The sequence below is a fragment of the Labilibaculum manganireducens genome, assembly GCF_963665805.2.
GTDB lineage: Bacteria > Bacteroidota > Bacteroidia > Bacteroidales > Marinifilaceae > Labilibaculum > Labilibaculum manganireducens.
In genome coordinates this window covers 3,918,802-3,933,001 of the sequence record NZ_CAXXEE010000003.1, presented here as the reverse complement: position 1 = coordinate 3,933,001, position 14,200 = coordinate 3,918,802, and the positions used below count along the sequence as shown (strand labels likewise).

The 14,200-nt window shown below is 37.0% G+C and carries 14 protein-coding genes and 5 tRNA genes; all 19 read left to right on the top strand.

All coding sequences use genetic code 11. The features are described 5' to 3' along the window. Positions 1-58 precede the first annotated feature (58 nt). The 19 genes from fbaA to rpoB all read left to right on the top strand — a co-directional run bounded on the left by fbaA (position 59) and on the right by rpoB (position 14,119). Positions 59-1,135, top strand: a complete 1,077-nt coding sequence (gene fbaA / locus ACHZAX_RS15180; protein ID WP_320019718.1) for a class II fructose-bisphosphate aldolase — start codon at positions 59-61, stop codon at positions 1,133-1,135. A gap of 152 nt (positions 1,136-1,287) precedes the next feature. Next, complete coding sequence (locus ACHZAX_RS15175; RefSeq protein ID WP_320019717.1) at positions 1,288-2,655, top strand: sodium-dependent transporter; 1,368 nt, start codon at positions 1,288-1,290, stop codon at positions 2,653-2,655. Positions 2,656-2,706: 51 nt separating this feature from the next. After that, the gene (locus tag ACHZAX_RS15170) at positions 2,707-3,810 is read left to right on the top strand and encodes a helix-hairpin-helix domain-containing protein (protein ID WP_320019716.1); all 1,104 of its coding nucleotides are present in this window, start codon (positions 2,707-2,709) and stop codon (positions 3,808-3,810) included. Between the two features lie 181 nt (positions 3,811-3,991). Then, positions 3,992-4,183, top strand: coding sequence for a 30S ribosomal protein S21 (rpsU, locus tag ACHZAX_RS15165; protein WP_101263213.1), 192 nt, complete (start codon positions 3,992-3,994; stop codon positions 4,181-4,183). Positions 4,184-4,254: 71 nt separating this feature from the next. Then, a complete protein-coding gene (locus tag ACHZAX_RS15160; RefSeq protein ID WP_101308777.1) occupies positions 4,255-5,133 on the top strand; it encodes a tyrosine-type recombinase/integrase in 879 nt (292 codons plus the stop codon). A gap of 19 nt (positions 5,134-5,152) precedes the next feature. Next, positions 5,153-5,449, top strand: a complete 297-nt coding sequence (gene hpf, locus ACHZAX_RS15155) for a ribosome hibernation-promoting factor, HPF/YfiA family (RefSeq protein ID WP_320019715.1) — start codon at positions 5,153-5,155, stop codon at positions 5,447-5,449. Between the two features lie 104 nt (positions 5,450-5,553). Continuing rightward, positions 5,554-5,627 (top strand) — tRNA-Thr (locus ACHZAX_RS15150). A 14-nt stretch (positions 5,628-5,641) separates the two neighbouring features. Continuing rightward, positions 5,642-5,723: transfer RNA gene (locus ACHZAX_RS15145), tRNA-Tyr, on the top strand. A 35-nt stretch (positions 5,724-5,758) separates the two neighbouring features. Beyond that, positions 5,759-5,831: transfer RNA gene (locus tag ACHZAX_RS15140), tRNA-Gly, on the top strand. A 15-nt stretch (positions 5,832-5,846) separates the two neighbouring features. Next, positions 5,847-5,918: transfer RNA gene (locus ACHZAX_RS15135), tRNA-Thr, on the top strand. Positions 5,919-5,975: 57 nt separating this feature from the next. Continuing rightward, complete coding sequence (gene tuf / locus ACHZAX_RS15130; RefSeq protein ID WP_101308775.1) at positions 5,976-7,163, top strand: elongation factor Tu; 1,188 nt, start codon at positions 5,976-5,978, stop codon at positions 7,161-7,163. Positions 7,164-7,213: 50 nt separating this feature from the next. Then, positions 7,214-7,286, top strand: a tRNA-Trp gene (locus ACHZAX_RS15125). 18 nt (positions 7,287-7,304) lie between these two features. After that, positions 7,305-7,496, top strand: a complete 192-nt coding sequence (secE, locus tag ACHZAX_RS15120) for a preprotein translocase subunit SecE (protein ID WP_101308774.1) — start codon at positions 7,305-7,307, stop codon at positions 7,494-7,496. 15 nt (positions 7,497-7,511) lie between these two features. After that, positions 7,512-8,060: a transcription termination/antitermination protein NusG gene (nusG, locus tag ACHZAX_RS15115; protein WP_101308773.1), complete on the top strand. Its 549-nt coding sequence runs from the start codon at positions 7,512-7,514 to the stop codon at positions 8,058-8,060. A 23-nt stretch (positions 8,061-8,083) separates the two neighbouring features. Next, positions 8,084-8,527, top strand: a complete 444-nt coding sequence (rplK, locus tag ACHZAX_RS15110) for a 50S ribosomal protein L11 (RefSeq protein ID WP_101308772.1) — start codon at positions 8,084-8,086, stop codon at positions 8,525-8,527. A gap of 20 nt (positions 8,528-8,547) precedes the next feature. Further along, complete coding sequence (gene rplA / locus ACHZAX_RS15105) at positions 8,548-9,243, top strand: 50S ribosomal protein L1 (RefSeq protein ID WP_101308771.1); 696 nt, start codon at positions 8,548-8,550, stop codon at positions 9,241-9,243. Between the two features lie 30 nt (positions 9,244-9,273). Then, the gene (rplJ, locus tag ACHZAX_RS15100; RefSeq protein WP_320019714.1) at positions 9,274-9,822 is read left to right on the top strand and encodes a 50S ribosomal protein L10; all 549 of its coding nucleotides are present in this window, start codon (positions 9,274-9,276) and stop codon (positions 9,820-9,822) included. A gap of 6 nt (positions 9,823-9,828) precedes the next feature. Then, positions 9,829-10,200, top strand: a complete 372-nt coding sequence (rplL, locus tag ACHZAX_RS15095; RefSeq protein WP_320019713.1) for a 50S ribosomal protein L7/L12 — start codon at positions 9,829-9,831, stop codon at positions 10,198-10,200. Positions 10,201-10,306: 106 nt separating this feature from the next. Next, positions 10,307-14,119 (top strand): DNA-directed RNA polymerase subunit beta, encoded by a 3,813-nt coding sequence (rpoB, locus tag ACHZAX_RS15090; RefSeq protein WP_101308768.1) that lies wholly within the window; start codon positions 10,307-10,309, stop codon positions 14,117-14,119. The last annotated feature ends 81 nt before the right edge of the window (positions 14,120-14,200 follow it).

The following is a 14,200-nucleotide window of genomic DNA, read 5'->3' as shown; positions in this document are numbered from 1 at the left end:
GTGGCAAATTGACTTCCCAGCCGATTTTATTTAGAACTATCCGATAAAAAATATTATTATGAAACGAGTATTAGATGTAGTTAAGCCAGGTGTTGTAACTGGTAACGACGTGCAAAAATTATTTCAAATTGCTAAAGAAGAAGGATTTGCTATTCCTGCTGTAAATGTTATTGGAACCAACTCAATCAATGCTGCTCTTGAGGCTGCACGTGAAGTTAATTCCCCAATCATTATTCAGTTCTCAAATGGTGGTGCTTCATTTTTCGCAGGAAAAGGAATTGTTGCAGAAGGACAAGGTGCTGCTGTTATTGGTGCTGTTGCAGGTGCTAAATATGTTCACGCAGTAGCAGAACATTATGGTATTCCAGTTATTCTGCATACCGATCATGCGGCTAAAAAACTACTTCCTTGGATCGATGGTTTATTGGATGCAGGTGAAACCTTTTTTGCAGAAACAGAAAAACCATTATTTAGCTCACACATGTTAGATTTATCTGAAGAGCCGTTGGAAGAAAATATTGGTACTTGCGCTAAGTATTTAGAGCGTATGGATAAAATGGGTATGACCATTGAAATTGAATTAGGCTGTACTGGTGGAGAAGAAGATGGTGTTGATAATTCAGATATGGATAACTCATTATTGTATACACAACCTGCAGATGTTGCATTGGCTTACGAAACGTTATTAAAAGTTTCTTCTCGTTTTACAATTGCTGCTTCTTTTGGTAATGTTCATGGTGTTTATAAACCAGGTAACGTAGTTTTAACTCCAAAAATACTATTGAATTCTCAATCTTTCATTTCAGAGAAATATGGAGTTGCGAAAAATACAGTTGATTTTGTTTTCCATGGTGGATCAGGTTCAAGTGTTGAAGAAATTCGTGAAGCAATCTCTTACGGAGTTGTTAAAATGAATATCGATACTGATACTCAGTGGGCATGTTGGGACGGAATTCGTGCTTTCGAAGCTAAGAATCACGATTACCTGCAAGGTCAAATTGGAAACCCTGAAGGAGATGATAAGCCAAATAAGAAATATTACGATCCCCGTGTATGGTTGCGCGCAGGTGAGGTTTCTATGAAAAATAGACTGGTTAAGGCTTTCGAAGATTTAAATGGGGTAGGACGTAACTAAATTTACCTTCTCTCAAAATATTTAAAACCCGGATTTTTTCCGGGTTTTTTGTTTTCAATGATTCTAAACATCAATCGTGTTTTTGAATTTGAAGTTAATTTTAGCAAATTTGGAATTCTTCGAATTAAAATGCAGGCAACTAAAAAGAACAAATGAATAAAGATAAGCTCTCTTCCCGCGATGTGTTTTCAAGTAAATTTGGTGTAATTGCGGCTGCGGCTGGCTCTGCTGTTGGTTTGGGGAATATCTGGAAGTTTCCATACATCACCGGAGTATATGGTGGAGCCGCATTTTTATTTGTGTATTTAGGATTTATAGCTCTTATTGGATTGCCTGTTATGCTCTCTGAATTGGCAATTGGACGTAAATCCAGACGAAATGTATTCGGAGCCTTTAAGTATTTAGCTCCAAATTCTCCATGGAAACTTGTAGGAATGCTTGGTGTTGCTGCTGCAGTAATGATTTTGGCATTTTATGGGGTTGTTGCAGGTTGGAGTATCGATTACATTGTTAAGGCTGCCACAGGTTGTTTCGCTGCAAAGAGTCCAAATGAGATGGAGTCCATGTTTGTGAATTTTATTGAGAGTCCTGTATCACCAATTCTATATCAGCTTTTATTTATGGTCATGACAATGGCGATCGTAATAATTGGTGTAAAAGATGGAATTGAAAAATATGCCAAGTTCCTGATGCCACTTCTTGTTGTGATAATCATTGTTCTTTGTATTAGGTCGGTTACCCTTGATGGTGCTTCAGAAGGGTTAAGGTTTCTTTTTAACCCTGATTTTTCAAAACTGACAGGAGATGGAATCTTGAGTGCTTTGGGGCATGCGTTTTTTTCTTTGAGTTTGGGGATGGGAACACTGGTAACTTATGGCTCTTACATTGATGATAAGAATAATATTGCTGTTACAGCTCTTCAGGTTACTATTGCTGATACTGTGATTGCAATATTAGCAGGAATAGCAATTTTTCCTGCGGTATTTGCATTTGGAATTGAGCCGAGTAGTGGTCCAGGCCTTGTATTTATTACCTTGCCCAATGTTTTTCAGCAAATGCCAGGTGGTTTCTTCTTTGCAATTTTGTTTTTTCTCTTACTAACAGTTGCTGCCTTAACGTCGTCAATATCAATACTCGAAGTTGTGGTGGCGTATTTTCGGGAAGAACTTAATTTGAAACGGAATTTTTCAACTGTTTTAGCAACTGTAATGATTTCTGTTATTGGAGTATTTTGTTCTTTGTCAATGGGAGTGTTAAAAGAGTACACAATGTTTGGTTTGAACTTTTTTGATTTGTTGGATTGGATTTCAGCCAATATACTTCTTCCGCTTGGAGGACTATTTATCTCCTTATTTGTAGGGTGGTATTTAGGAAGAAAAAAAATAGAAAAGGAGTTGGCAAAAGGAGCAAGTATCGTAAATTGGTTACTCACAGTGTTCATTTTCTTGGTGAAGTTTATAGCTCCAGGTGCCATCGCAATAGTTTTCTTACATGGATTAGGCCTGTTTAATTTTGGATAACTGTCATAATAATGCGATATTGTTAAGTGTTAATCGCACACTTCAATACCGATGAAATTTAAACACATTTTTAGAGAATATTTTTCTTATTCAGCTTCAGAGAGAAATGGTATAATAATACTGGTTGTATTGTTGATGGTAATGTACTTTTCACCTTTTTTTTTTAAGTCCGGCGAAGCTTCTGAATTTGTAATTGATCGAAAAAAACAAAACCAAATTGATAGTCTTATCTCTTTGATTGAAAATAAAGAAGTAAATAAGAAGGAGCAAATTAAAATTGCGAATTTAGATTTCTTTGATCCCAATAAGGCGGGTAAAGAAGAACTGATCAATCTCGGTTTGACCTCTTTTCAAATCAACAATCTAATTAAGTTCAGAAACAAAGGCGGAAAATTTAAGGCGAAAATTGATCTTATTAAAATCTATGGAATTAATGAATCTGACCTTGAGTTATTAAGCAATTACATTCGTATTTCTGGTGATGAAAATATTAAAAAAGAGAGCCGGATAAATACTGGAAAAGAATACAATCTATTTGCTTTTGATCCAAATGTAATATCCTTGAAAGAATGGGATAGCTTAGGCGTTAATAAAAGGATAAGCGTTCGTATTAAAAATTATCTTGCAGCCGGAGGAAATTTTAGGCAGGCAACCGATTTAAAAAAGATTTATGGTTTTGATTCTGTTAAGTTTGTGGAGCTTCTGCCTTATGTGAAGATAGTTGTTAAATCTAATAGTGAAATTCCTTCCAATAAAATACTTGTTCAACTTAATAGTTCTGATACGACTCAACTAAAGCAATTACCGGGAATCGGTTCTGTGCTTTCATTGCGAATTGTTAAGTATCGGGATTTGTTGGGCGGATTTGTTTCGAAAGATCAATTGCTGGAAGTTTACGGTATATCAAAAGAAAAATTGATTCGAATCGAATCCAGTATTTGTGTCGATTCAATTTCTATCAGAAGGCTAATGATAAATTCTTTTGATGCGCTGCGATTAAAAAAACACCCTTATATCAATCAACGAACCGCAAAAGATATTATCCGTTATCGAGAGCGAAATGGCAATTTCACCTCTGTTGATCAATTGCAAACTCATAAATTAATCCCCGATTCAATATTTTTAAAATTGACTCCTTATTTGGAATTAAACTAGAAAGTTGTCTGTAAGTGGAGAAGGGATTGGTTATTTGCTATCTTTGTGCTCCCGCTTAGGACTATAATTTCTTTAATTGAAGTAAATTTGTGTACTTTTCTTCGAATATATTTGAATTATAGTGAATGAATTGATAAATTTGCGGCTCAGTAAGAAAAATTAATATTTAAAGGAGAAAATTATGATTATTATTCCTATGAAAGAAGGCGAAAACATTGAAAGAGCCTTGAAAAAATTCAAAAGAAAATTCGAAAAGACTGGAGTAATCAAAGAACTAAGAGGAAGACAGGTTTATACAAAACCTTCTGTGAAGAAAAGAGTAGAGAAACTTCATGCTATCTACGTTCAGAACATGCAGCAGAACGAAGATTAATTTCTTTTTATTCCTTGATATCTTAATTTTTTGTATCTTGGGTTATCCTGTTGGGTAAATATCCTGGATGTATGAGTTATAAGGAATCTTTTCTGTCTTATTTACAATTCGAAAAACGATATTCGGTACATACTATTCTATCTTATGATTGTGATTTGACTCAGTTTTTTGATTTTATGTCGAAAAATGAAGTTGAGGAAGTCAAAGATGTGGATTTTAAAAGTGTGCGGAAATGGATCGTTTTTTTAATGAATGAAGGTAACTCTTCACGAACAGTAAATAGGAAATTGTCTTCTTTGAAATCCTTTTTTAAATTCTTATTGCGGGAATCTGTTGTTGACACCAATCCTATGGATCGGGTTGTTGGGCCACGGCAAGGGAAGAAACTTCCTGGGTTTGTTGCTGAGCATGCAATGCAGTTGTTGCGGGAAGTTGAATTTGGCGAAGGGTTTGAAGGGGTTAGAGATAGATTAGTTGTTGAAATGTTTTATCAGACAGGCATGCGATTGTCCGAATTGATGAATCTTAAAATTGCTAGTTTTGATCGGGGAACCTCTTTGGTGAAGGTCTTAGGTAAACGAAATAAGGAAAGGATCATTCCGGTAAGCAAAGGTCTTGAAAAGCTTCTTGATGAATATCTTGAAGAAAGAAGCAGAACTTTTGAAGAGAGGAGTGATTTTCTTTTTGTAACTAAAAAGGGGGTGCCTGTATACGAAAAGTTGTTGTATCGGATTGTGACAAAACACTTATCGAAGATTACAACGCTTGCCAAGCGAAGTCCTCATGTGTTGCGTCATACGTTCGCCACACATTTGCTAAATAACGGGGCTGAATTGAATGCGGTTAAAGAATTGCTTGGACATTCCAATCTTTCAGCAACCCAAATTTATACTCATACTACATTCGAGCGTTTAAATAAAGTATATAAACAAGCTCATCCAAGAGCATAATAAATGTGGAGGTTATAGTATGGTAAATATTCAATCAATTGGTTTTGTTGCTGATAATAAGCTTGAAGCTTTTATTCAGAGTAAATTGGATAAGTTGATGAAGCTTGATGATGATATTGTAGGGGTTGAGGTTTTTCTTCGTTTGGAGAAGTCAGTTACTGCAGAAAATAAAGTTGTGGAAATCATTTTAGATTTGAAAGGTGCTGATTTGTTTACGAAAAAGCAAAGTCAAAGCTTTGAAGAGTCTACAGATATGGTGATTGAAGCTCTTCGTCGTCAGCTCGTGAAACACAAAGAAAAACTTCGCGCAAAATAATCGTAAAAAATGTTCGATTAGCTTGTGATAAATTTAAAATATTTTTACATTTGCAAACCATTTTCAGGGAAAAGTATGCCTGTTAAATAGGTGGTTTGTAAGTTGCCGATGTAGCTCAGTTGGTCAGAGCAGCTGATTTGTAATCAGCAGGTCGTGGGTTCGAATCCCTCTATCGGCTCGGTAATTTTTTTTGGGGAGATACCAAAGTGGCCAACTGGGGCGGACTGTAACTCCGCTGACATCGTCTTCGTAGGTTCGAATCCTGCTCTCCCCACAAAATTATAGAAGAAACAGTAATGTTTCTTTTTTGCGGGAATAGCTCAGTTGATAGAGCATCAGCCTTCCAAGCTGAGGGTCGCGAGTTTGAGTCTCGTTTCCCGCTCACATTTTTGTGATTGCCGTTGTAGCTCAGGGGTAGAGCGCTTCCTTGGTAAGGAAGAGGTCATGAGTTCAATTCTCATCAATGGCTCAGAAATATATTGTATTGTTTTTAATTGTTGTCTAATTTTAATTAACTTTTTGAGTTATGGCTAAAGAACATTTTGACAGGTCAAAACCACACGTAAATATCGGTACCATTGGTCACGTAGATCACGGTAAAACAACCTTGACTGCAGCGATCACAACTGTGTTAGCAAAAAAAGGATATTGCGAAATAAAGTCTTTCGATTCTATCGATAACGCACCTGAAGAAAAAGAAAGAGGTATTACGATTAATACTGCTCACGTTGAATATTCAACTGAGAATCGTCATTACGCTCACGTTGACTGTCCTGGTCACGCGGATTACGTAAAGAACATGGTAACTGGTGCTGCTCAGATGGATGGTGCTATTTTGGTTTGTGCTGCAACTGATGGTCCTATGCCTCAAACTCGTGAGCACATCTTGTTGGCTCGTCAGGTAAACGTACCTAAAATGGTTGTTTTCTTGAACAAGGTTGACATGGTTGACGATGAAGAGATGCTGGAGTTAGTAGAAATGGAAGTTCGTGAACTTTTAGATTTTTACGAATTTGATGGGGATAATACTCCAATCATCGCTGGATCTGCACTTGGTGGATTGAATGGTGAGCCAGAATGGGAAGAAAAAATTCTTGAACTTATGGCTGCTGTTGATTCATGGATTCCACTTCCTCCTCGTGATGTAGATAAACCTTTCTTGATGCCAATCGAGGATGTATTCTCTATCACAGGTCGTGGTACTGTTGCAACAGGTCGTATCGAAACTGGTATTGTTAAAACTGGTGAAGAACTTCAGATTATCGGTTTAGGTGCTGAAGGTATGAAAACAGTTTGTACTGGTGTTGAAATGTTCCGTAAGATTTTGGATGAAGGTCAAGCTGGAGATAACGTTGGTTTGTTGTTGAGAGGTATTGAAAAATCTTCTATCAAACGTGGTATGGTTATTTGTCATCCTAAAACTATTACTCCTCATACAAAAATCAAAGCTGAGATTTATGTATTGAAGAAAGAAGAAGGTGGACGTCACACTCCATTCCATAATAAATACCGTCCTCAGTTCTATATCAGAACTCTTGATGTAACTGGTGAGATTACACTTCCAGAAGGAGTTGAGATGGTAATGCCAGGTGATAACGTTACTATTAATGTTGAATTAATCACTCCGGTTGCTTGTTCTATAGGTTTACGTTTTGCTATGCGTGAAGGTGGTAGAACTGTAGGTGCTGGTCAGATTACTGAAATTATTGAGTAATAAATATATAGAGATTGATCTGGTTTTTTTCCGGATCAATCTTAATATAGACGGGTGTAGCTCAGTTGGTAGAGCACTGGTCTCCAAAACCAGGTGTCGGGAGTTCGAGTCTCTCCACCCGTGCAAAGACAAACAAGCCTTATGAAACTAAAAATTTATTTTGAAGAAGTTTATAAAGAACTAGTTCAGAAAGTATCTTGGCCATCATGGTCTGAACTTCAAAGTAGTGCGATCGTTGTAATGGTTGCTTCCGCTATTATTGCAACAGCGATTTTCGCTATGGACTTTGGGTTCAAGAATTTGATGGATATTATATACAGTATGTTTTACTAATTCCTGAAAGAAAACATGGTTGAAATTGATAGAAAATGGTATGTTCTTAGGACTGTCGGAGGAAAAGAAAAGAAAGTCAAAGAATATATTGATAGTGAAATTTCTAATCTAGGTCTGCAGGAGTATGTATCACAGGTTCTAATTCCTACCGAAAGAGTATTTCAAGTGCGCAACGGTAAGAAAATAAGCAAGGAAAGAATATTCTTACCTGGCTATATTCTTATTGAAGCAGCACTCGTTGGCGAAATTCCTCACATCCTTCGTGGTATCACGAATGTGATTGGCTTCCTGGGGGATACTAAAGGCGGCGACCCAACACCAATGCGAATGTCAGAAGTGAATCGTATTCTTGGAAAGGTTGATGAATTATCCGGTAAACATGAGGAGATTAGTATTCCTTATTTTGTTGGAGAAATGATTAAGGTAACGGATGGACCGTTTAATGGTTTTACTGGTGTGATTGAAGAGGTGAATGCTGAGAAGAAGAAACTGAAAGTTATGGTTAAAATCTTCGGAAGAAAGACTCCTCTTGAATTAAGTTTCATGCAAGTAGAAAAAGAATAATTAAATCCTTAGAAAAGAAAGCTATGGCTAAAGAAGTTGCAGGATTAATAAAATTGCAGATCAAAGGTGGTGCTGCAAATCCTTCACCCCCAGTTGGACCGGCATTAGGGTCTAAAGGGGTTAATATTATGGATTTTTGTAAGCAATTCAATGCAAGAACTCAAGATCAGGCTGGAAAAGTAATTCCAGTTGTGATTACAGTTTATTCTGATAGTTCTTTTGAATTTATTACGAAAACTCCTCCCGTTGCTGTTCAAATTCTGGAAGCTGCTAAATTAAAATCTGGTTCTGCTGAATCAAACCGTGTTAAGGTTGGTTCTATTTCCTGGGATCAAGTTCGCGAGATCGCAGAAGGAAAGATGAAAGATTTGAATGCTTTTAAATTAGAAAGCGCCATGAGTATGGTAGCTGGAACAGCAAGAAGTATGGGTGTCACTATTAGTGGTGATAATCCTCTTAATCAATAATTATAAATACTGCAAGTAAAATGGGTAAACTAACAAAAAATAGTAAGTTAGCTTCAGAGAAAGTGGAGACTGGTAAGCTATATTCTATCGACGAAGCAGCAAAGTTGGTTAAGGAGATTACTTTCACCAAATTTGACGCCTCAATGGATATGGATGTTCGCTTAGGAGTTGACCCAAGAAAAGCTAATCAAATGGTTCGTGGTGTTGTTACCCTTCCTCATGGTACTGGTAAAAATGTTCGTGTTCTGGTACTTTGTACTCCTGATAAGGAAGAAGAAGCCAGAGCTGCAGGTGCTGACCATGTTGGCCTTGACGATTATGTTGCCAAGATCAAAGGAGGATGGACTGACATTGATGTTATCATCACCATGCCAACTGTTATGGCAAAAGTTGGTGCTTTAGGACGAGTTTTAGGACCACGTGGTTTGATGCCAAATCCTAAATCTGGTACTGTAACAATGGATATTGCTAAGGCAGTTACCGAAGTGAAAGCTGGAAAGATTGATTTTAAGGTCGATAAATATGGTATTATTCACTCATCCATTGGTAAAGTATCTTTTGATGTAGACAAAATTCATGAGAATGCTAAAGAATTTGTTGGCATGATCAATAAATTGAAGCCTTCTGCAGCCAAAGGAACTTATATCAAGAGTGTATACCTGTCAAGTACAATGAGCCTTGGTATTCAGGTGGATGTCAAGTCTATTCTTGACTAATTTTAATTTTTAATCAAGACCTTAGTAATCATGAAAAGGGAACAAAAAATTCAGATTATTGATAGCTTGACGGAGGAAATCAACGCTTCAAACCATTTTTATCTTACTGACATCTCAGGAATGAGTGCAGAAAAAACATCTTCTCTTCGTAGAATTTGTTTTGAAAAAGAAGTAAAATTGGTTGTAGTGAAGAATACACTTCTTCGAATTGCTTTGGAAAAAGCAGAAGGTGATTTTGAAGGTTTAAATGTTGCACTTAAGGGATCTACTTCTCTTATGTTGGCAGAAACCGGAAATTTACCTGCAAAGCTTATCAAAGAGTTCCGTAAGGGACATGATAAACCTATCCTGAAAGCGGCGTTTGTTGAAGAATCGCTTTATATTGGAGACAATGAGTTGAATGCTCTTTGTTCAATCAAATCTAAAGAAGAACTTATTGGTGATATCGTTGCATTGCTTCAATCTCCAATCAAGAATGTTATTTCTTCCTTGGAATCAGGAAAGAATATCCTAGCTGGTGTTGTGAAAACACTTTCAGAAAAGAGTAATATATTTAGTAAATTAAATTTTAAAAACTGAAGGAAAATGGCAGATTTAAAAAAGTTTGCAGAAGAATTAGTTAATTTGACTGTTAAGGAAGTAAGTGAGTTAGCTACTATTTTGAAAGATGAGTACGGAATTGAGCCAGCTGCTGCTGCTGCTGTTGCTGCTCCTGCAGCAGGTGGTGCTGAAGTTGCTGCTGAACAAAGTGAATTCGATGTAATTCTTAAATCAGCAGGTGGTTCTAAACTAGCTGTTGTGAAATTGGTTAAGGAATTAACTGGTCTTGGATTAAAAGAAGCTAAAGCTGCAGTTGATGCTGCACCAGCTCCATTGAAAGAAAAAGTTTCTAAGGAAGAAGCTGAAGCACTAAAAGCACAATTAGAAGAAGCTGGAGCTGAAGTTGAACTTAAATAGAAGCGCTAAAACCTATATATAGGGTTATTTTGGTTTAGAGTTCCTAACCGGGACTCTAAGCCTTTTTGTTGTTTATTATCGTTTAGGTTCAATTAATTTTAAGTAAATGTCTTCAAATACAATTAGTCAAAGAATTAGTTTTACTTCAAATAAAAATCAGCTTGCATATCCTGATTTTTTGGAGGTTCAATTAAAATCTTTTCAAGACTTTTTTCAGCTGGAAACTACCCCGGAGAAAAGAAAGAACGAAGGATTATTTAAGGTATTTAGTGAGAATTTCCCAATTACTGATACTAGAAATAATTTCGTATTGGAGTTTCTCGACTATTTTGTTGATCCACCCCGCTACGCAATCGAAGAATGTATCGAAAGAGGCTTAACTTATAGTGTTCCACTAAAAGCAAAGCTAAAACTTTACTGTACCGATCCAGAACATGAGGATTTTGATACTGTGATTCAGGATGTATATCTTGGAACAGTTCCTTATATGACAGAAAAGGGTACTTTCGTGGTTAACGGAGCAGAACGTGTTGTTGTTTCTCAACTTCACCGTTCACCAGGTGTGTTCTTTGGACAAAGTGTACACGCTAACGGAACCAAGTTATATTCTGCCAGAATTATTCCATTTAAAGGTTCTTGGATTGAGTTTGCAACAGACATTAATAATGTCATGTTTGCATACATAGATCGTAAGAAAAAACTTCCTGTAACTACATTGTTACGTGCAATTGGTTATGAAAGTGATAAAGAAATTTTAGAAATTTTTGATCTGGCTGATGAAATTAAAGTTTCTAAAAGCGGACTCAAAAAAATTGTAGGTCGTAAACTTGCCGCCCGTGTTCTTAAGTCGTGGATTGAAGACTTTGTGGATGAAGATACAGGAGAGGTTGTATCTATTGAACGTAACGAGGTAATTATAGATCGTGAGACCATACTAGAACCAGAACATATAGAAGAAATTCTTGAGTCAGGAGCAAAGACTATTTTATTGCATAAAGAGGAGCAAAATCTTGCCGATTACGCAATTATTTATAATACTTTGCAGAAAGATCCTTGTAACTCTGAAAAAGAAGCAGTTCTTCACATTTATCGTCAGTTAAGGAATTCTGAGCCACCAGATGAGGCTACAGCCCGAGACGTAATCGATAAATTATTTTTCTCTGACAAGCGTTATGATTTAGGTGACGTTGGTAGATACCGTATCAATAAAAAATTAGGCCTAAATACGGCTAATGATACTAAGGTATTAACCAAGGAGGATATTATTGAAATTATCAAGTATTTGATAAAATTGCTGAATGCGCGTACTGATGTTGATGATATTGATCACCTTAGTAATCGTCGCGTTCGTACTGTTGGAGAACAACTTCATACGCAGTTTGGTGTTGGTTTAGCCCGTATGGCCCGTACTATTCGTGAAAGAATGAATGTTCGTGACAATGAGGTGTTTACTCCAATCGATTTGATTAATTCAAAAACATTATCTTCTGTAATTAATTCCTTTTTTGGAACAAATGCTTTATCTCAATTCATGGATCAAACGAACCCATTGGCTGAGATAACACACAAAAGAAGAATGTCAGCACTTGGACCAGGTGGTCTTTCCCGAGAAAGAGCAGGTTTTGAGGTTCGGGATGTACACTATACTCATTATGGACGTTTATGTCCTATTGAAACTCCTGAGGGACCAAATATTGGTCTGATTTCGTCTTTGTGTGTTTACGCAAAGATTAATAATCTTGGATTTATTGAGACTCCATACCGTAAGGTTGTAGATGGAAAGGTTGATTTATCTCTTGAAGGAATAAATTATTTATCGGCGGAAGAAGAAGAAGGGTTAATAATTGCTCAGGCAAATGCACCTATAAATGATGATGGATCTTTTGTTAATGCAAAAGCAAAATCTCGTATGGATGGTGATTTCCCTTTTGAGGAAGTTCATAAGCTAAATTTGATGGACGTTGCTCCTAATCAAATTGCATCTATCGCAGCTTCTTTAATCCCATTCCTTGAGCATGATGATGCTAACCGTGCTTTGATGGGATCTAATATGATGCGTCAGGCTGTGCCGGTTATTAATCCTGAATCACCTATTGTTGGAACAGGTTTAGAGGCGAATCTTGTAAGAGATTCAAGAACTCAGATTTGTGCCGAAGGGGATGGAGTAATTGAATTTGTTGATGCAACAAAAATTGTAATTGATTACGAACGTTCAGAGGAAGAGGTTTTTGTGAGCTTTGAAGGAAATAGTAAAACTTATTTACTTCCAAAATATGGCAAAACCAATCAGGGAACAACGATGGATCTTAAGCCGATTGTGGCTAAGGGCGATCGAGTTGTTGCTGGTCAGATTCTTACTCAGGGATATGCGACTCAATTAGGCGAACTTGCTTTAGGTCGTAATCTTAAAGTGGCATTTATGCCTTGGAAAGGTTACAACTATGAGGATGCGATTGTAATTTCGGAGCGAATTGTTAAGGATGATGTATTTACTTCGGTTCACGTTGATGAGTACACACTGGAAGTTCGTGATACTAAACGGGGTATGGAAGAGTTAACCTCTGATATTCCTAATGTTAGTGAAGAAGCAACACGAAATCTTGATGAGAATGGATTGATTCGTATTGGAGCTACAGTTGAGCCTGGAGATATCTTAATTGGTAAGATTACTCCAAAAGGTGAGTCTGACCCTTCTCCGGAAGAAAAATTACTTCGTGCTATTTTTGGTGATAAGGCTGGTGATGTAAAAGATGCTTCCTTGAAAGCTTCTCCTTCATTGCGAGGTGTAATTATCAACAAGAAGTTGTTCTCCCGTTCAATGCGTGATCGTAAATCCAAGCAATCCGATAAGCCGTTAATTGCTAAATTGGATGAAGAACTTGCTAATCAGATTCATGAGTTAAAGATTCGGTTGGTAGATAAATTGTTTGTTCTGGTAAATGGAAAAACATCTCAAGGGGTTAAGGATTACTTAAATGTTGATGTAATTACTAAGGGAGTTAAGTTTACTCAGAAGCTTTTGATGGATATCAACTATTTGGAAATTAATCCTAGTAAGTGGACTACCGATAAAGATAAGAACGATACAATTAAGAAATTACTGCACAATTACATCATTAAGTACAAAGAACTTCAGGGTGCTAATAAGCGTAAGAAATATAATGTCACTATTGGAGATGAAATGCCTGCTGGTATTATTCAGATGGCTAAAGTTTATGTAGCTAAGAAGCGTAAACTCCAAATTGGTGATAAAATGGCTGGTCGACATGGAAATAAAGGTATTGTGTCACGTGTAGTACGTGAAGAAGATATGCCTTTCCTTGAAGACGGAACTACGGTGGATATTTGTTTGAATCCTCTTGGTGTGCCATCTCGTATGAATCTTGGTCAGGTATTTGAAACTGTACTAGGTTGGGCAGGTAAAGAACTGGGATTGAAATTTGCTACTCCTATTTTTGACGGTGCAACTCTTGATGAGATAACTGAATATACTGACAGAGCTGGAGTTCCAGCCTTTGGGAAAGCTTATTTACACGATGGTGGTACCGGACTTAGATTTGATCAGCCGGCAACAGTAGGTATTATTTACATGCTGAAACTTGGTCACATGGTTGATGATAAGATGCATGCACGTTCTATTGGACCTTATTCATTGATTACCCAGCAACCTCTAGGAGGTAAGGCACAGTTTGGGGGTCAGCGTTTTGGAGAGATGGAGGTTTGGGCTCTGGAGGCCTTTGGTGCGGCTCATATCTTACAGGAAATCCTTACCGTTAAGTCGGATGATGTAGTGGGTAGAGCGAAAGCTTACGAAGCTATTGTTAAGGGTGATCCAATGCCTAGTCCTGGAATACCGGAATCTCTTAATGTATTATTACATGAACTAAGAGGTTTAGGGTTGAGCGTTAAATTAGTATAAGCCTTATTATAAAGCGAATGTTGGGTTTCCCGGCATTCGCCTTGCTTGAAACAAAATTGTTAATTTCCTAATTTTCAACAT